The organism is Serratia ureilytica, from assembly GCF_013375155.1.
In the GTDB taxonomy this organism is placed as follows: domain Bacteria; phylum Pseudomonadota; class Gammaproteobacteria; order Enterobacterales; family Enterobacteriaceae; genus Serratia; species Serratia ureilytica.
This window is the reverse complement of record NZ_JABXOF010000017.1, coordinates 25137-42341: the sequence shown is the minus strand read 5'-3', so window position 1 is coordinate 42341 and position 17205 is coordinate 25137. Positions and strand designations below refer to the sequence as shown.

The window sequence follows — 17205 nt, the reverse complement described above, 5'->3', positions numbered from 1 at the left end:
GCGGCAAACCGCGCCCTCCGGGGTTAAGGCATGAAGCGATAGCCGACGCCGGTTTCGGTCAGCAGGTGTTTGGGCCGGGCCGGATCGGCTTCGAGCTTCTGCCGCAAATGGCCCATGTAGATGCGCAGATAGTGGCTGTGCTCCACGTAGTTCGGCCCCCAGACGTGGCTCAACAGCTGGCGTTGGGTGATCACCTTGCCGGCGTTGGCCAGCAGCTCCGCCAACAGGCGAAACTCGATCGGCGTCAGATGCAGATCTTCGTCGTTGCGCAGCACCCGGCGATTCACCAGATCGACGGTAATCGCCGAAAAGCTCACCAGCGGGCTTTCCTGTTGGCTAGCTGAGTAGCGACGCAGCGCGACCCGCACCCGCGCCAGCAGCTCACCGATGCCGAACGGTTTGCTGAGATAGTCGTCGGCGCCGGCGTCCAGCGCGGCGATCTTGTCCTCTTCGGCGTTGCGCGCCGACAGCACGATCACCGGAATGGCGCTCCACTGCCGCAGATCGCGGATGTAGCTCAGCCCGTCGCCGTCCGGCAAGCCCAAATCCAGGATGATCAGATCCGGTTTGCGCGTGCCGGCTTCAATCAACCCGCGCTGCAGCGTTTCACTTTCAAACACCCGCAGGCCTTCGCTCTCCAGCGCGGTGCGCACGAAGCGGCGGATCTCTTTTTCATCTTCAACAATCAGAATGTTGGTTGGCGTTATGCTCACGTTTCCCCTGCGTTGATTACAGATCGAAGGCGTCGCCGTCGATCTCGGGCGGTTTTTCCAGCGGCAGCACGAAGCGGAAGCTGGCGCCGCCGTTGGCGCCGTTTTCCGCCCAGATACGGCCGTCATGCACTTCAATAATGGCACGACAAATCGCTAACCCCAAGCCGACGCCAGGGATCGCCGACTCTTTATTGCCGCGTGAAAACTTGTCGAAAATCAGCTGCAGCTGATCGGCGGGGATGCCGGGGCCGTTATCCCAGACCTCGACTTCCAGCCACTCGGGCAGCGTGCGGGCGCGAATGCCGATGGTGGCCTCGGCGCCGGCGTATTTATTGGCGTTTTCCAACAGGTTGGTGAACACCCGTTCCAGCAGGCTGCCGTCGCAGTTGACCAGGATCTGTTCCGGCGGCAGATCGACCTCGATTGGATGCTGGCTGAGCAGCGGCTCCAGCATGTGCAGCGAAGCGCCGACGATCTCTTCCAGCGACTGCCACTCTTTACGCAGGCTGAAACCGCCGGACTGGATGCGCGCCATATCCAGCAGGTTGTTCACCAGCCGGGTGGTGCTCAGCACCTGCTGGCGGATCTGGCTGGCCTGGGTGGCGTGATTGGAACCTTCGGCCGCCAGGTCCAGCGTGAGAATTTCCGCCTGGCCGAACAACACGGTCAGCGGGGTGCGAAGATCGTGCGACAGCGCCGCCAGCAGCGAGTTGCGCAGCTGTTCGCGTTCGGCGTCCAGCTTGGCTTCTTCGGCGCTGCGCGCCAGGTGCAGCCGTTCCAGCGCGCTGGCGATCAGCACTGCGAAGGTTTGCAGCAGCCGCTGTTGTTCCGGCACCATCAGCTGGCGCAGGTTGTTGGGTTCGATCGCCAACAGGCCGAAGGTCTGTTTGGGGGTATTGAGCGGCAGCAGTTGGTAAGGCACGCCGGGCAGGGTGTCGGTGCCGGCGCCGGCCGGCAAGCCTTTATCGAAACTCCAGCGCGCGATGGCTTCGTCTACCGACAGCAGCCCGCCTTCCTCGCCGATCATTTGCTGCAGCCGGCCGTCTTCCTGCGGCAGCAGCAGCACGGTTTTCGCCTGGAAGCTGCTGGAGAGGAAATGACGGCTGGTGTTGGCGATGTCGGCCACGGTCAGCGCGCGGCTCAGCCCGCGTGACATTTCGTACAGATGGCGCGCCCGCTGCTCGCGATAGCGCGCCACCCGGGCCTGATAACGCACCCCGGCGGTCAGGTTGCCGATGATGATGCCGACGGCGAGCATCACGCCGAAGGTCAGCAGATACTGCATATCGCTGACGGCGAACGACCATTCGGGCTGAACGAAGAACAGATCGAAACTGGCGACGTTGATCACCGCCGCCAGCACCGATGGCCAGCGGCCGAAGAACAGCGCGACGATCGCCACGCCGAGCAGGTAGACCATCACCAGGTTGGCCTGATCGAAGCCCGGCAGCAGCCACTGCGAGAGCAGGGTAATCAGCGCGCACAGCGCCACCGCCACCGCGCAGCCGCGCAGCTGCATGCGCCATTTCTCATTGAAGCTGCGGCCGTCGTGCTCCTTGCCCGGCGGCGGCTGTGCGGCGTCGCTGTCCAGCGCGACGATCACCAGATCGAGATCCGGGCCCAGCCGGCCGAGGCGATCGGCGAAACTGCCGCGCAGCTTCCAGCGCTGCTCGCTGCGGCGGCCGATGATGATTTTGCCGAGGTTATGCTCGCGGGCGTAGCGCAGCACTGCGCGCTCTTCGGACGGATCGGCCAGGGTGGCGGTTTCGGCGCCCAGCTCCTGCGCCAGCCGCAGCGCGCGCAGAATGGCGCGGCGCTGGTTTTCCGGCAGCCGGTGCAGCTTGGGGGTTTCCACGTAGACCGCATGCCAGTGGCAGCCGAGCCGCGCCGCCAGCCGGGCGGCGATGCGCACCAGCTTTTCGTTGCCGCTGTTGTGGCCGACGCACAGCAGAATGCTGTCGCGGGTGTGCCACACTTTCTCGCGCCCCTGGGTGTCGCGAAACTCGCGCATCTGGTCATCGACCCGATCGGCGGTGCGGCGCAGCGCCAACTCGCGCAGGGCGATCAGGTTGCCTTTACGGAAAAAATGCTCGATGGCGCGCTCGGCCTGACCGGGAATATACACTTTGCCTTCGTGCAGCCGTCGGCGCAGATCGTCCGGCGGCAGATCGACCAGCACCACTTCGCTGGCCTCGTCAAACACGTGGTCGGGCACCGTTTCGCGCACCCGCACGCCGGTCACGCCGCCCACCACGTCGTTCAGACTTTCCAAATGTTGTACGTTGACGGTAGTCAGCACGTCGATGCCGGCGTCCAGCAGCTCTTCCACATCCTGCCAGCGTTTGGGGTGGCGCGAACCGTGGGCGTTGCTGTGCGCCAGTTCGTCCATCAGGATCAGCGCCGGATGGCGCGCCAACGCGGCGTCGAGGTCGAATTCATGCACCAGTCGCCCGCGATGCTGGATGCGCTTTTGCGGCAACAGCGCCAGGCCGTCGAGCAGGGCGGCGGTCTCGCTGCGGCCGTGGGTTTCCACCACGCCGACCAGCACGTCCAGCCCCTGGGCGCGCAAACGCTGGGCCTCCTGCAGCATGGCGTAGGTTTTGCCTACGCCGGCGCAGGCGCCGAAGAATACCTTCAACCGGCCGCGCGGTTTTTCATTGGCCAGCGCCAGCAGGCTATCGGGATCGGGACGCTGCTGTTCTTCTTCGACCATGACAATTCCTTGTGTTACCAAGCAAAAAGGGGTTCGGCACGCCGAACCCTATCACTATGCTGAATACGGTGCGTTACTTCAACGCATCCAGCGCCAGGTTCAGCTTCAACACGTTGACCACCGATTCGCCCATGAAGTTGGGCGTGGCCCGATCGGTGTTGTCTTCGATCAGTTTGGCGACCTGTTCCGGCGGCAGATGACGTGCCGCCGCGACCCGCGCCAGCTGATACCGCGCCGCAGCGGTCGAGATCTGCGGATCCAACCCGCTGCCGGAGGCGGTCAGCAGATCGACCGGGATCGGGCCGCTCATCGCAGGGTTGGCTTGGCGCAGCTGCGCTGCGCGCTCGGCGATAGCCTTATCCAGTGCCGGGTTGGTGGCCGCCAGGTTGCTGCCGGCAGAGGCCAGTGGATTATAGGCCGAATCGCCGGTCGCCGACGGGCGGCCCCAGAAATAGTCGGCGCGCGTGAAGTTCTGGCCGATCAGCGCGGAGCCGACCGCCTTGTCGCCCCGGTACAGCATCGAACCGTTGGCCGCACCCGGAAACAGCAGCTGCGCCAGCCCGGTGGTCAGCAGCGGATAGGCGATGCCGGTGATCAGCGTCAGCAGGATCAGCATCACCAGCGCAGGTCGTAAATAAGTCATGTTCATTTCCCTCAATGGTTAACCGGCGACGTGCAGCGCGACCAGGATCAGGTCGATCAGTTTGATGCCGACGAACGGCACCAGCAGACCGCCGACCCCGTACAGCCACAGGTTGCGGCGCAGCAGAGCCGCGGCGCTCATCGGTTTGTAGCTCACCCCTTTCAGCGCCAGCGGGATCAGAAACACGATCACCAGGGCGTTGAAGATCACCGCCGACATGATGGCGGAGGCGGGGGAGTGCAGGTGCATCACGTTCAGCGCGTTCAGCTGCGGATAGGTGGCCGCGAACGCCGCCGGAATGATGGCGAAGTACTTGGCCACGTCGTTGGCGATGCTGAAGGTGGTCAGCGAACCGCGCGTCATCAGCATCTGTTTGCCGATATGTACCACTTCGATCAGCTTGGTCGGGTTGGAATCCAGATCGACCATGTTGCCCGCCTCTTTGGCGGCCTGGGTGCCGGAGTTCATCGCCACCGCCACATCGGCCTGCGCCAGCGCCGGGGCGTCGTTGGTGCCGTCGCCGGTCATCGCCACCAGACGGCCTTCCGCCTGATACTGGCGGATCAGCGCCAGCTTGGCTTCCGGCGTGGCTTCCGACAGGAAGTCGTCCACCCCGGCTTCGGCGGCGATCGCCGCCGCGGTCAGCGGGTTATCGCCGGTGATCATCACCGTTTTGATGCCCATCTTGCGCAGCTCATTGAAGCGTTCTTTGATGCCGCCCTTGACGATATCCTTCAACGCCACCACGCCCAGCACCCGGGCGCCTTCCGCCACCACCAGCGGCGTGCCGCCGGTGCGCGCCACGCTTTCCACCAGATCGTCCACCGCCCGCGGGAAGTGCCCCTGATTGGTTTCGACGTGACGGCGAATGGCGTCCACCGCGCCTTTGCGGATCATGCGCTCCTGCACGTTGACGCCGCTCATGCGAGTCTGGGCGGAGAAGGGCACGAAGGTGGCGTTCAGCGCCTGCAGATCGCGCTCGCGCAGGTTAAAGCGCTGTTTGGCCAGCACCACGATGCTGCGGCCTTCCGGCGTTTCGTCCGCCAGCGAAGCCAGCTGCGCGGCGTCCGCCAGCTCTTGTTCTTTCACGCCCGGCGCCGGCAGGAACTCCGACGCCTGACGGTTGCCCAGCGTAATGGTGCCGGTTTTATCCAGCAGCAGCACGTCCACGTCGCCGGCGGCTTCCACCGCGCGGCCGCTGGTGGCGATCACGTTGGCGCCGAGCATGCGGCTCATCCCGGCCACGCCGATGGCGGACAGCAGACCGCCGATGGTGGTGGGGATCAGGCAAACCAGCAGCGCGACCAGCACGGTGATGGTGACCACGCTGCCGCTGCCGGCCGCCTCGACGCTGTATTGCGAGAACGGGAACAGGGTGGCGGTGGCCAACACGAACACGATGGTCAGCGCCACCAGCAGGATGGTCAGCGCGATTTCGTTCGGCGTTTTGCGGCGTTTAGCGCCTTCCACCATGGCGATCATGCGATCGAGGAAGGTTTCCCCCGGGTTGACGCTGCACTGCACCACCAGCCAGTCGGACAGCACGCGGGTGCCGCCGGTGACCGAGGAGAAGTCCCCGCCGGATTCGCGGATCACCGGGGCGGATTCCCCGGTGATGGCGCTTTCATCCACCGAGGCGCCGCCCTCCAGCACTTCGCCGTCGCACGGAATGGTGTCGCCGGCTTCCACCAGCACGATATCGCCTTTGCGCAGACTCTCGGCGGCCACTTTCTCCGTGGCGCCGTCGCGGCGCGGGCCGGCCAGTTTTTTCGCCCAGCTGGTTTTCTTGGTGCCTTTCAGGCTTTCCGCCTGGGCCTTGCTGCGGCCTTCGGCCAGCGCCTCGGCGAAGTTGGCGAACAGCACGGTGAACCACAACCACAGGGAGACGCTGCCGGTAAAGGCGGCGGCACCGTCGGTTTGGCCGGCGAGGATCGCCAGCCAGATGGCGGTGGTCAGCAGGCTGCCGATATACACCACGAACATCACCGGGTTGCGCCATTGAACGCGAGGGTCCAGTTTTTTCACCGCATCGATCAGCGCGGTGCGCACCAGAGCCGGTTCAAACAGCGCGCGTTGTTTGCGAGTCATCTCTTATTCTCTCTCTGTGACGTCTGTTAGTTTGCCAACCAAAGTTGCAAATGCTCGGCCACCGGGCCCAGCGCCAGCGCCGGCACGAAGGTCAGCGCGCCCACCAGCAGCACAGTGCCGATCAGCAGGCCGATAAACAGCGGCCCATAGGTCGGCAGGGTGCCGTTGCCCGCTGGCTGGCGTGGCTTGGCGCTCAGCGAACCGGCGATCGCCAGCACGGGCAGGATCACCCCGAAGCGGCCGACGAACATGGCGAAGGCCAGCAGCAGGTTGTAGAACGGCGTATTGACGCTCAAGCCGGCGAAGGCGCTGCCGTTGTTGTTGGCGGCGGAGGACAGGGCATACAGCACTTCGCTGAAGCCGTGGGCGCCCGGATTGAGGATGCCGGCGCGGCCCGCGTCGGTGCCGATGGCCAGCGCGCTGCCCAGCAACACCAGCGCCGGCGTGACCAGGATCGCCAGCGCGGTCATCTTCATGTCGTAAACGTCGATTTTTTTGCCCAGGTATTCCGGGGTGCGGCCGATCATCAGACCGGCGATAAACACCGTCAGCAGCACGAATAGCAGCATGCCGTACAGGCCGGAGCCGACGCCGCCGAACACCACCTCACCGATCTGCATCAGCCACATCGGCACCATGCCGCCCAGCGCGGTGAAAGAGTCGTGCATGGCGTTAACCGCCCCGCAGGACGCGGCGGTGGTCACCACCGAGAACAGGCTGGTGGCGAGAATGCCGAAGCGCGACTCTTTGCCTTCCATATTGATGTTGCTGTCGGCGCCCAGCGCGCTCAGGTGCGGGTTGCCCGCCAGCTCGGCGTACATCACCACCACCACCGCCACCACGAAGATCAGCGCCATCGCCCAGATCAGCGCGTGGCCCTGACGGTTTTCACCGGCCAGTTGTCCGAAAGAGAAGCACAGCGCGCAAGGGATCAGGAAGATGGCCAGCATCTGCACGAAGTTGGTCAGCACGGTTGGGTTCTCGAACGGGTGCGCCGAGTTGGCGCCGAAGAACCCCCCGCCGTTGGTGCCGAGCATCTTGATCGCTTCCTGCGAGGCGACCGGCCCCATCGGCAGCGTCTGCTGCGCGCCTTCGAGCGTGGTGACGTGTAGGTAAGGCAGGAAGTTTTGCAGCGTGCCCTGGCTGACGAAGAACAGGGCGATCAGCAGCGCGATCGGCAGCAGCACATACAGCGTGATGCGGAACAGATCGGCCCAGGCGTTGCCGACGGTCTTGCCGGCGCGGCGGGTAAAGGCGCGGATCAGCGCAAAGGCCACGGCGATGCCGGTGGAGGCGGAAACGAAGTTCTGCACCGCCAGCCCGGCCATCTGGCTGAAATAGCTGAGGGCGCTTTCACCGCTGTAGGCTTGCCAGTTGGTGTTGGTGACGAAGCTGACGGCGGTGTTGAGCGCCAGATCCCAGGAGAGGCCAGGGAAGCCTTGCGGGTTGAGCGGCAGCGAGCCCTGCGCCATCAGCAGGGCGAACAGCAGCGCCAGGCCGAGCAGGTTAAACGCCAGGATCGCCAGCGCGTACTGCCACCAATTCATCTCGGTGGGGCGGATGCCGCAGGCGCGCCAGACGCCGGCTTCCACTGCGCGCAGCGCAGGCAGCGGCTCACCTTCGATCAGGCGCGCCATAAAACCGCCCAGCGGCCGGGCCAGCAGCAGAAGCACCAGCAGAAAACTGGCGATCAGTAAAAAGGCTGAAGCCGCCATCAGAAATCCTCCGCGTTAAACAGGGCGTAGACCAGATAGGCCAACAGCAGCAGAACCAACAGCGCACCACCAATAACGCTGAAACTCACGGGACACCTCCAGAGGTGTTGTTTTTGATAGAGGCAGTGTAGGGAGCGGGGTAGAAAGAAGATGAAAAAATCGCGCGGGCGGGTGTAAAAAAAGTATAAAAATGGCTGAAATTTCAGCAAAAATTGAGCATTTCAACCAGCAGGTTGGCGGCGAGATTGCGCCTGATGAGTGAATAAGCAAGGGCAGAGGCGTGGCAGCAGGAACCGGATAATAACCACAACGTAACCAATGTTAAGTTAAAAATTAACTTGGTTGTAACAAAATTACGAATCGCCGCGGTGATTAGCGATTTTTTGTGCGATTTAGTGGTCGGATGAGTAGTAAACTTTCATCAAGTGCGCTAAAATTTTGTCCAGTTACCAAATTACCGATTGTTCATTTGATACGCCCACGCCGTTTTCCCTGACAAATCAACGGCAGGCGTTTTTAAGGAGGTTCGCATGTCTACGACCTATCACGCTTATTCACTGCATCGGATTCTCCTGCGCCGCAGCGCAGTGGTGATCGCGGGCATTTTGGCCCTGCCGGTGATGCTGTTCCGCAGCGATCGCGGGCGTTTTTACAGCTACCTGCATCGCGTCTGGTCAAAAACCAGCGATAAGCCGGTCTGGCTGCAGCAGGCGGAACTGGCGTCCTGCGACTTCTACTGAGTCACTGCCGACTCACGAACAACCCTCGCCCTGCGGCGGGGGTTTTTTTATGCCCCAAGCCCGCTGCCGTCCAGCGCAAGGTCGTATTTGGCAAGCCATTCTTCTACACTTTCCCCATCGACCAACACCACGAGAGAACGGTATGAGTGACAAGATCCCTATCGGCATCAGCGCCTGTTTACTGGGCGACGCGGTGCGTTTCGACGGTGGCCATAAGCGGCTGGCCTTCGCGGTGGAACAGTTGGCGCCCTATGTGCGCTTTGAGCCCGTTTGCCCGGAAATGGCGATCGGCCTGCCCACGCCGCGCCCGGCGCTGCGCCTGGTGAAACAGGCGCAGCCGTGGCCGGCGATGCGCTACAGCAACGACGCCGGCGTGGATCTGACCGAGGAGATGCGCAGTTTCTCCGCGCAGCGCGTGGCCGCGTTGCAGCACCTGTGCGGCTATATCGTCTGCGCCAAGTCGCCGAGCTGCGGCCTGGAGCGGGTGCGGGTCTACAGCGAGAACGGCAAGGACTCGCGTAAAAACGGCGTCGGGCTGTTTACCGCCGAGCTGCTGCGCCAGATGCCGTGGCTGCCGGTGGAAGAGGATGGGCGTTTGCAGGATGCGGCGCTGCGGGAAAACTTTATCGAGCGAGTGTACGCGCTGTATGAGTTGAACATGCTGTGGCGTCAGGGGCTGACCCGCGGCGGGCTGATCGCGTTTCACAGCCGCTACAAACTGTCGCTGCTGGCGCATTCGCAGCCGGCGTACCGCGAACTGGGGCGTTTCGTCGCCGACATTCACCGCTGGGACTCGCTGGAAGACTTCGCCGTGGAGTACCGCAGCCGCCTGATGGCGCTGTTGGCGCACAAGGCGACGCGCCGCAACCATACCAACGTACTGATGCACGTGCAGGGTTACTTCCGCCGCCAGCTCAGCGCGGCGCAGCGCCAGGAGCTGGCGCACCTGATCGACCGCTACCGGCAGGGCATGCAGCCGCTGCTGGCGCCGATCGCCTTGCTTAAGCATTACATGGCGGAATACCCCGACAGTTATTTGGCGGAACAACGCTATTTCGAACCTTATCCGGAGGCGCTGCGTTTGCGTTACGGCCATTGATTGACAAGGGAATTTTATGACCACGCATCTGGTCTGGTTGCGTAACGATCTGCGTATCACCGACAACAAAGCGCTGCACGCTGCCTGCAGCGATCCCAAAGCCCGGGTGCTGGCGGTGTTTATCGCCACCCCGCAGCAGTGGCGGGAACATGAGATGGCGCCGCGGCAGGCGGCGCTGATCCACGCCAGCCTGCGGGCGGTACAGCAGGCGCTGGCGCAAAAGGGCATTGCGCTGCATTGCCATGCCGGCACGGACTTTGCCGCGTCTATCGACTGGCTGGCGGAGTATTGCCGGCGAGAGCAGGTGGACGCGCTATTTTACAACCGCCAGTACGAACTGAATGAACGGCGACGCGATGCGCGGCTGGAGCAGCAGTTGAATGGACGGGTAACGTGCCACGGTTTTGATGACAGTCTGCTGTTGCCGCCGGGCAGCGTGCTAACCGGCGGCGGCGAGATGTACAAGGTTTATACGCCGTTTCGCAACGCCTTCATTCAGCGCCTGACTGAGTCCGACGTGAGCTGCCTGCCGGCGCCGAAGATCCGTGCCGATGGCGCGTTGCCTGCGCCTGAAGCGCCGGCGGCGTTCGATTATCCCGCGGCGGACATCGGGGATGATTATCCCGCCGGCGAGGAGGCCGCGCTGCAGCGGCTGCGCGCCTTTTGTCGTGAGCAGGTGCAAGATTACCTTCGGCAGCGCGATCTGCCCGCCCTCGCCGGCACCAGCAGCCTGTCGCCCTATCTGGCGATCGGCGCGCTGTCGCCGCGCCAGTGTTTTAACCGCCTGCGCGCCGAATGCCCGCAGCTGCTGGAAGATCGCGAGAGCGGCGCTTTCGCCTGGCTGAACGAGCTGATTTGGCGCGAGTTCTATCGCCACCTGCTGGTGGCCTATCCCGAGCTGTGTCGCCATCGGCCGTTTATCGCCTGGACGGACAAGGTGAGCTGGTGCGATGACGCGGCGAAGCTGCAGGCCTGGCAGCGGGGCGAAACCGGCTATCCGATCGTCGATGCCGCCATGCGCCAACTGAACGCTACCGGCTGGATGCACAACCGGCTGCGCATGATCAGCGCCAGTTTTCTGGTGAAGGATCTGCTGATCGACTGGCGCGCCGGGGAGCGCTATTTCATGTCGCAACTGCTGGACGGGGATCTGGCGGCCAATAACGGCGGCTGGCAGTGGGCGGCCTCCACCGGCACCGACGCCGCGCCGTATTTCCGCATCTTTAACCCGACCACCCAGGGTGAACGTTTTGATCCACAAGGCACTTTTATCCGTAAATGGTTGCCGGAACTGGCGGATGTGCCCGACAATGACATCCATCATCCCCATCGCTGGGCGGAAAAGCAGCGATGCCCGCTGAACTATCCGCTGCCGATCGTCGATCACAAGCAAGCGCGTGTAGAGACGCTGGCGGCGTTCGAGGCGGCAAAACGGGGAGAGTCTTGAGGCAACTGCAAGGAGCGACGTAATGATGAAAAAGGTGCTGGCCCTGTGTCTGAGCGGCTATTCCGCGCTGGCGATCGCCGGCTTTGACGTGGTGGCGCTGGGCGTCGACGGCGGCGTCAGCGACGGCAACCTGACTTCCTACCTGATCCGCAGCGACAATCAGCCGCAGTATGTGGCGCTGGACGCCGGTTCACTGCTGCCGGGCATCGCCAAAGGGCTGGAGAAGGGCAGCTTCCCGCAGGTGACGCCCGAGCTGGCCGCGCCTTACACGCCGCAGGGCTATGTGTTCCGGCAGTTGATCGGCAGTTACTTTATCAGCCACGGCCATCTGGACCACGTGGCGGGGCTGATCGTCGGTTCGCCCGAGGACAATAAAAAAACCGTTTACGCCCAGGCGGACACCGTGCTGACCCTGCGTAATCACTACTTCAACTGGAAGGCCTGGCCGAACTTTACCGACGCCGGTAACGGCTCGCGGTTGGGCACCTACCGGCTGCAAACGGTACGGCCGCAGCAGCGGTTTACCCTCGGCCTGACCGGGTTGACCGGCGTGATGTACCCGCTCAGCCACGATCGCTACCCGTCGTCAATGCTGCTGATTTCCAACGGCAACGAGTTCTTCGCCTACTTCGGCGATACCGGGCCGGACAAGGTGGAGCAGTCGCGCGATCTCGATACCGTGTGGCGCGTGCTGGGGCCGCTTGTCGAGCAGAAAAAGCTCAAGGGCATGATTATCGAAACCTCTTACCCTAACGGGGTGGAGGACAAACATCTGTACGGCCATCTGACGCCGGCCTGGCTGCTGAAGGAGCTGAAGAACCTGACGCAGTACAGCGGCGGCGAAGGCTCGCTGAACGGTCTGCCGGTGGTGATCAGCCACATCAAACCGAGCCTGAAGCAGGGCGAAGAGGCGCGCGCCGCCATTGCGCAGCAGCTGGCGCAGGGCAACGATCTGGGGGTGAAATTCATCCTGATGGCGCAGGGCGATCGGCAGACATTTTGACTATGAAGAGAGAAGAGAATGCGTAACCTCGATCTGGAACAACTGATCAACACGGAACTGAACGCCGCGGCGTTTCAGGACTATGCCCCCAATGGATTGCAGGTGGAAGGGCGCCCGCACGTGCAGCGCATCGTGACCGGCGTCACCGCCTGTCAGGCGCTGTTGGACGCCGCGGTGGCGCATCAGGCCGACGCGATCATCGTGCACCACGGCTATTTCTGGAAAAACGAGGCGCCGGCGGTGCGCGGCATGAAGCGCAACCGCCTGAAAACGCTGTTGACCCACGACATCAATCTGTACGGCTACCACTTGCCGCTGGACGCGCATCCGGTGCTGGGCAACAACGCGCAGCTGGCGCAGGCGCTGGGCATTCGGGTGATTGGCGACGTCGAGCCGCTGGTGCCGCACGGGGAATTCGAACAGCCGCTGACCGGCGAAGCGCTGCAACAGCGCATCGAAAGCCGGCTGGGGCGCGCGGTGCTGCACTGCGGCGATAACGCGCCTGAGCATATTCGCCGAGTGGCCTGGTGCACCGGCGGCGGCCAGGGCTTTATCGACAGCGCGGCGCGCTTCGGCGTCGATGCTTTCATCAGCGGTGAAGTGTCTGAGCAGACCATTCACAGCGCGCGCGAAATGGGCGTGCATTTCTTTGCCGCCGGCCACCACGCGACCGAGCGCGGCGGCGTGAAAGCGCTGGGGGAATGGCTGGCTCAGCACCACGGTTTTGATGTGACCTTTATCGATATCCCGAATCCCGCCTGATTTTTTTCTGCGTCGGATCCAGCCCGGCCTGCGCGCCGGCTGAATCCTTTTATCGCGCTATTTCCTTATTTTCCTTATGGTTGCGTTCTATTGACAGCCGGGGCTGCGTCACGCATAACTGGTGTGTTTTTCAGCGCGATAATAATAAGGAGAATAAGGGTGCAACAAGCGCGTTATTACCTTTTAGGTGAAAGAGCGGTAGTGCTTGAACTGTCACCGCCGGTGACGTTGCCGAGCCAGCAGCGCATCTGGGCGCTGGCGGAAAAGCTGAATCATCATCCTGACGTGCGGGAAGTGGTGCCGGGAATGAACAACCTGACGCTGCTGTTGCATACGCCGCAGGCTGACGCCGAAGCGATGCTCGCGTTACTGCAGCAGGGGTGGGAAAGCAAAGAGCGCCTGACGCCGGAGTCGCGTCAGGTGGAGATCCCGGTTGTCTACGGCGGGGAACAGGGCCCTGATCTGGATGAGGTGGCGCGCCATACCGGCATGACGCCGCGACAGGTGGTGGAATGCCATGCGGCGGCGGCTTACGTGGTCTATTTTCTCGGCTTTCAGCCGGGCTTCTCCTATTTGGGCGGCATGCCGGAAAAACTGGCGACGCCGCGCCGCGCCGAACCGCGTCTGGCGGTGGCGGCCGGCTCCGTCGGTATCGGCGGCGGCCAGACCGGCATCTATCCGCTGGTGACGCCCGGCGGCTGGCAACTGATTGGCCGCACGCCGCTGGCGCTGTTCAATCCGCATGAAATGCCGCCGACGCTGCTGCGCCCGGGCGATAACGTGCGCTTCGTGCCGCAGAAGGAGGGCGTATGCTGATTATTCTGCGTGCCGGCATCTATACCACGGTGCAGGATTTGGGCCGCGAGGGATTCCGCCGCCTGGGCATCAGCACCGGCGGGGCGCTGGATCAACCGGCGCTGAAGATCGCCAACCTGCTGGTGGGCAATGCGCCTGAGGCCGCCGGGCTGGAGATCACCCTTGGCCAGTTCAGCGCCGAGTTTACCCGCCCTGGCTGGATCGCCCTGACCGGCGCTGGCTGCGACGCGCAGCTGGACGGTAAGCCGCTGTGGACCGGCTGGCGCTACCCGGTGAAAAAGGGGCAGCGTCTGGTGCTGGGCACGCCGAAGCGCGGCATGCGCAGTTATCTCGCGATCGCCGGCGGTATCGCCGTGCCGGAAATGCTGGGCTCGCGCAGCACCGACATGAAAGCCGCTTTTGGCGGGTGCGAGGGGCGTAATCTGAAGGACGGCGATCGGTTGCCGCTGGGCAAATCCACCGCGCTGCCGCAAACCCGCTGTGGCGTGAAGCAGTTGCTGTTTACCAATCGCATCCGTGCGTTGCCGGGGCCGGAGTACGCCGAATTCAGCGAAGAGGCGCAAGATGCGTTTTGGCGCGCCGCCTGGCAGCTCAGCCCGCAGAGCAACCGCATGGGCTACCGTCTGCACGGCGGCACGCCGCTGGCACGCACCACCGACAGAGAGATGCTGTCGCACGGCCTGATGCCCGGCGTGGTGCAGGTGCCGCACAACGGCCAGCCGATCGTGCTGATGGCCGATGCGCAAACCACCGGCGGTTACCCGCGCATCGCCTGCGTGATCGAAGCCGATCTTTACCATTTGGCGCAGATCCGTCTCGGCGAACCGATCCATTTCGTTCTCTGTTCACTGGCCGAGGCGCAGCGCGCCAAGGCCGAGCAGGATCTTTTCCTTCGACAGATTGCCTGGGGGTTACATGATCGTTGATTTGAACGCCGATCTCGGCGAAGGCTGCGCCAACGACCAGGCGCTGTTGCAATTGGTGAGTTCGGCCAACATCGCCTGCGGCTTCCACGCCGGCGATGCGCAGACCATGCGTCAGTCGGTGCGCTGGGCATTGCAGTACGGCGTGGCGATCGGCGCCCACCCGAGTTTTCCCGATCGGGAGAATTTCGGCCGCACTCGCATGCAGCTGCCGCCGGAAACGGTGTACGCGCAGGTGGTGTATCAGCTCGGGGCGCTGGCGGCCATCGCCCGCGCCGAGGGCGGGGTGATGGTGCACGTTAAGCCGCACGGCATGCTGTACAACCAGGCGGCGGTTGAGCCGGCGCTGGCGGAAGCCATCGCCCGGGCGGTGCAGGCGGTCGATCCGGCGCTGCGGCTGGTGGGGCTGGCCGGCAGCGAGCTGATCCGCGCCGGGCAACGGCTCGGTCTGACCACCCGGCAGGAGGTGTTCGCCGATCGCGGTTATCAGGCCGACGGCACGCTGGTGCCGCGCGGTTTGCCGGGGGCATTGATCGAGGATGACGAACAGGCGCTGGCGCAAACCCTGGAGATGGTGCGCCATCACCGGGTGCGCAGCGTCGATGGCGTTTGGACCGCCGTACAGGCGGAGACCGTCTGCCTGCACGGGGACGGCGAGCATGCGCTGGCGTATGCGCGCAAGCTGCGGGACAGTTTTGTTCAACAGGGCATCCGCGTCAGCGCAGAGCAGTAAAGCAAGACACAACATCACAAACAAAAAATTATTAGAAAATATCGAGGGAAGACTATGGAACAGGCCGTGAATCTCTGGCCACTGATCGGCATCGCCGCGATCGTGGTCGGGTTTGTGTTGCGTTTCAATCCGGTGCTGGTGGTGATCGCCGCCGGCATCATCACCGGTCTGGCGGCGCTGATGCCGCTGGACGTCATTCTGGAAAAGCTCGGCGAGGGCTTTCTCAATACCCGAAACCTGCCGCTGATCCTGCTGCTGCCGCTGGCGGTGATCGGCCTGCTGGAACGTCACGGGCTGAAAGAGCGGGCGCAGGCGTGGATCGCCAAGATCAAAAGCGCCACCGCCGGCCGTTTGCTGATCGTGTACCTGTTCGTGCGCGAGATCACCGCGGCGATGGGGCTGACCAGCCTGGGCGGGCATCCGCAGATGGTGCGGCCGCTGCTGGCGCCGATGGCGGAAGGGGCGACGGAAAACCGCTACGGCGAGCTGCCGGAGCGTACCCGCCACCGCCTGCGCGCCATGTCGGCCGCTACCGACAACGTCGGGCTGTTCTTCGGCGAGGATATCTTCGTGGCCTTCGGTGCGATCATCTTCATGCATAACTTTATGCTGGAGTCCGGCGGCATTCAGACCGAGCCGCTGCATATCGCGCTGTGGGGCATTCCGACCGCCATTTTCGCTTTCCTGATCCACGCGTTCCGGCTGTATCGGATGGATAAACAGCTGAGCGCCGAGCTGGCGCAGCTGAATCAGGCGGCGCTGCAGGCGAAGGGGGAAGCGCGATGAACTTCCAGCAACAATACCTTTACTGGCTGGCCGGCGCGGTGCTGCTGATTGTGGCGGTGATGTCCTTGCGCGATCGCGCCAACCCGCGCCGCATCACCACCGGGCTGTTTTGGGGGCTGTACGGCCTGGTATTCCTGGTCGGCGACTGGACTTATCGCCTGCTGGGCGATGTACTGGGCGAGGGCAGTAACGAAAAACGCATGCTGCATATCATCGTTGGCGCGGTGGTGGTGGTGATGGCCCTGATTGCCGGCTTCGGCGGCGTGCGCCTCGGCAGCTATCACCAGCGGACGCCGCAGGAGCGCGAGGCGAGCGCCAAGCGCCTGGGCAACAAGCTGTTCATTCCCGCGCTGGCGATCCCGGTGGTGACGGTGGTCGGCGTGCTGCTGTTCAACAACGTGCCGGCGTTGCAAAACGCGGTATTCGGCAGCGGTAACCACGCGACGCTAATTACCCTGTTCTCGATGACCGTCGGCTGCCTGATCGGGTTGGCGATCGCGGTGACAATGACCCATGAGAAGGCGCTGCAGCCGATACAGGAAGCGCGGCGCCTGCTGGATTCGATCGGCTGGGCGTTCATTCTGCCGCAGATCCTCGCCACGCTGGGGCTGCTGTTTACCGTCGCCGGCGTCGGCACCGCGATCTCGCATTTGACCCAGGAATATCTGGCGGTCGATAACCGTTTTATCGCCGTGGCGGTCTACGCTATCGGTATGGCGGTGCTGACCATGGTGATGGGCAACGCCTTCGCCGCTTTCCCGATCGTTACCGCCGGCATCGGCATTCCGATCCTGGTGTTGCAGCACGGCGGCAACCCGGCGGTGATGGCGGCGATCGGCATGTTCTCCGGCTATTGCGGCACCCTGATGACGCCGATGGCGGCGAACTTCAACATTGTGCCGGCGGCGCTGCTGGAGTTGCCGGACAAGAATGCGGTGATCAAGGCGCAGGTGCCGACCGGCGTGCTGCTGCTGTTGGTTAACGTGTTCCTGCTGTATTTCCTGATGTTCCTGTAGGAGTAAGG

The 17205-nt window shown here is 63.5% G+C and carries 16 protein-coding genes; 10 read left to right on the top strand and 6 right to left on the bottom strand.

Translation table 11 applies throughout. The annotated features are described in order from the left end of the window. Positions 1-23: 23 nt before the first annotated feature. The 6 genes from kdpE to HWW83_RS25810 all read right to left on the bottom strand — a co-directional run bounded on the left by kdpE (position 24) and on the right by HWW83_RS25810 (position 7961). On the bottom strand, positions 24-713 hold the full coding sequence (kdpE, locus tag HWW83_RS24045) for a two-component system response regulator KdpE (protein WP_176589638.1): 690 nt from the start codon (positions 711-713) through the stop codon (positions 24-26). Between the two features lie 16 nt (positions 714-729). Next, on the bottom strand, positions 730-3426 hold the full coding sequence (kdpD, locus tag HWW83_RS24040; protein ID WP_042783854.1) for a two-component system sensor histidine kinase KdpD: 2697 nt from the start codon (positions 3424-3426) through the stop codon (positions 730-732). Between the two features lie 73 nt (positions 3427-3499). Beyond that, the gene (gene kdpC / locus HWW83_RS24035; protein ID WP_176589637.1) at positions 3500-4069 is read right to left on the bottom strand and encodes a potassium-transporting ATPase subunit KdpC; all 570 of its coding nucleotides are present in this window, start codon (positions 4067-4069) and stop codon (positions 3500-3502) included. Positions 4070-4087: 18 nt separating this feature from the next. Continuing rightward, on the bottom strand, positions 4088-6157 hold the full coding sequence (gene kdpB, locus HWW83_RS24030) for a potassium-transporting ATPase subunit KdpB (protein ID WP_033642184.1): 2070 nt from the start codon (positions 6155-6157) through the stop codon (positions 4088-4090). A 26-nt stretch (positions 6158-6183) separates the two neighbouring features. Then, complete coding sequence (gene kdpA / locus HWW83_RS24025; RefSeq protein WP_072628177.1) at positions 6184-7872, bottom strand: potassium-transporting ATPase subunit KdpA; 1689 nt, start codon at positions 7870-7872, stop codon at positions 6184-6186. Continuing rightward, the gene (locus HWW83_RS25810) at positions 7872-7961 is read right to left on the bottom strand and encodes a K(+)-transporting ATPase subunit F (RefSeq protein WP_016928742.1); all 90 of its coding nucleotides are present in this window, start codon (positions 7959-7961) and stop codon (positions 7872-7874) included. The genes kdpA and HWW83_RS25810 overlap by 1 nt, the downstream gene beginning before the upstream one ends. A gap of 441 nt (positions 7962-8402) precedes the next feature. Between HWW83_RS25810 and HWW83_RS24015 the strand changes: the two genes are divergently transcribed. The 10 genes from HWW83_RS24015 (at position 8403) to HWW83_RS23970 (ending at position 17197) form a co-directional block, all read left to right on the top strand. Continuing rightward, entirely contained in the window at positions 8403-8612 is a 210-nt protein-coding gene (locus HWW83_RS24015; RefSeq protein WP_004939916.1) for a YbfA family protein, read from the top strand. Between the two features lie 142 nt (positions 8613-8754). Next, positions 8755-9711, top strand: a complete 957-nt coding sequence (locus HWW83_RS24010) for a YbgA family protein (RefSeq protein ID WP_033651168.1) — start codon at positions 8755-8757, stop codon at positions 9709-9711. A gap of 16 nt (positions 9712-9727) precedes the next feature. Then, positions 9728-11158, top strand: coding sequence for a deoxyribodipyrimidine photo-lyase (phrB, locus tag HWW83_RS24005; RefSeq protein WP_108680284.1), 1431 nt, complete (start codon positions 9728-9730; stop codon positions 11156-11158). A gap of 22 nt (positions 11159-11180) precedes the next feature. Continuing rightward, positions 11181-12161, top strand: coding sequence for an MBL fold metallo-hydrolase (locus HWW83_RS24000; RefSeq protein WP_069100734.1), 981 nt, complete (start codon positions 11181-11183; stop codon positions 12159-12161). An 18-nt stretch (positions 12162-12179) separates the two neighbouring features. After that, entirely contained in the window at positions 12180-12923 is a 744-nt protein-coding gene (locus HWW83_RS23995) for a type 2 GTP cyclohydrolase I (RefSeq protein WP_016928738.1), read from the top strand. Positions 12924-13082: 159 nt separating this feature from the next. Further along, a complete protein-coding gene (gene pxpB, locus HWW83_RS23990) occupies positions 13083-13739 on the top strand; it encodes a 5-oxoprolinase subunit PxpB (RefSeq protein WP_074446872.1) in 657 nt (218 codons plus the stop codon). Continuing rightward, positions 13733-14665 (top strand): 5-oxoprolinase subunit PxpC, encoded by a 933-nt coding sequence (gene pxpC, locus HWW83_RS23985; RefSeq protein ID WP_069100736.1) that lies wholly within the window; start codon positions 13733-13735, stop codon positions 14663-14665. The genes pxpB and pxpC overlap by 7 nt, the downstream gene beginning before the upstream one ends. Continuing rightward, entirely contained in the window at positions 14655-15395 is a 741-nt protein-coding gene (gene pxpA / locus HWW83_RS23980; protein ID WP_004939906.1) for a 5-oxoprolinase subunit PxpA, read from the top strand. The genes pxpC and pxpA overlap by 11 nt, the downstream gene beginning before the upstream one ends. A gap of 54 nt (positions 15396-15449) precedes the next feature. Beyond that, entirely contained in the window at positions 15450-16181 is a 732-nt protein-coding gene (locus HWW83_RS23975) for a DUF969 domain-containing protein (protein WP_016928734.1), read from the top strand. Then, positions 16178-17197 carry a DUF979 domain-containing protein gene (locus HWW83_RS23970; RefSeq protein ID WP_033642193.1) on the top strand — a complete coding sequence of 340 codons (1020 nt, stop codon included), beginning with the start codon at positions 16178-16180 and terminating at the stop codon, positions 17195-17197. Before HWW83_RS23975 ends, HWW83_RS23970 begins: the two co-directional genes overlap by 4 nt. The last annotated feature ends 8 nt before the right edge of the window (positions 17198-17205 follow it).

What these genes read in the sequence shown, in the direction of transcription:
- kdpD (WP_042783854.1), bottom strand. Translation starts at nt 3,426, where the DNA reads ATGGTCGAAGAAGAACAGCAGCGTCCCGATCCCGATAGCCTGCTGGCG.
- kdpC (WP_176589637.1), bottom strand. Translation starts at nt 4,069, where the DNA reads ATGACTTATTTACGACCTGCGCTGGTGATGCTGATCCTGCTGACGCTG.
- kdpB (WP_033642184.1), bottom strand. Translation starts at nt 6,157, where the DNA reads ATGACTCGCAAACAACGCGCGCTGTTTGAACCGGCTCTGGTGCGCACC.
- kdpA (WP_072628177.1), bottom strand. Translation starts at nt 7,872, where the DNA reads ATGGCGGCTTCAGCCTTTTTACTGATCGCCAGTTTTCTGCTGGTGCTT.
- HWW83_RS24015 (WP_004939916.1), top strand. Translation starts at nt 8,403, where the DNA reads ATGTCTACGACCTATCACGCTTATTCACTGCATCGGATTCTCCTGCGC.
- HWW83_RS24010 (WP_033651168.1), top strand. Translation starts at nt 8,755, where the DNA reads ATGAGTGACAAGATCCCTATCGGCATCAGCGCCTGTTTACTGGGCGAC.
- phrB (WP_108680284.1), top strand. Translation starts at nt 9,728, where the DNA reads ATGACCACGCATCTGGTCTGGTTGCGTAACGATCTGCGTATCACCGAC.
- HWW83_RS24000 (WP_069100734.1), top strand. Translation starts at nt 11,181, where the DNA reads ATGATGAAAAAGGTGCTGGCCCTGTGTCTGAGCGGCTATTCCGCGCTG.
- HWW83_RS23995 (WP_016928738.1), top strand. Translation starts at nt 12,180, where the DNA reads ATGCGTAACCTCGATCTGGAACAACTGATCAACACGGAACTGAACGCC.
- pxpC (WP_069100736.1), top strand. Translation starts at nt 13,733, where the DNA reads ATGCTGATTATTCTGCGTGCCGGCATCTATACCACGGTGCAGGATTTG.
- pxpA (WP_004939906.1), top strand. Translation starts at nt 14,655, where the DNA reads ATGATCGTTGATTTGAACGCCGATCTCGGCGAAGGCTGCGCCAACGAC.
- HWW83_RS23975 (WP_016928734.1), top strand. Translation starts at nt 15,450, where the DNA reads ATGGAACAGGCCGTGAATCTCTGGCCACTGATCGGCATCGCCGCGATC.
- HWW83_RS23970 (WP_033642193.1), top strand. Translation starts at nt 16,178, where the DNA reads ATGAACTTCCAGCAACAATACCTTTACTGGCTGGCCGGCGCGGTGCTG.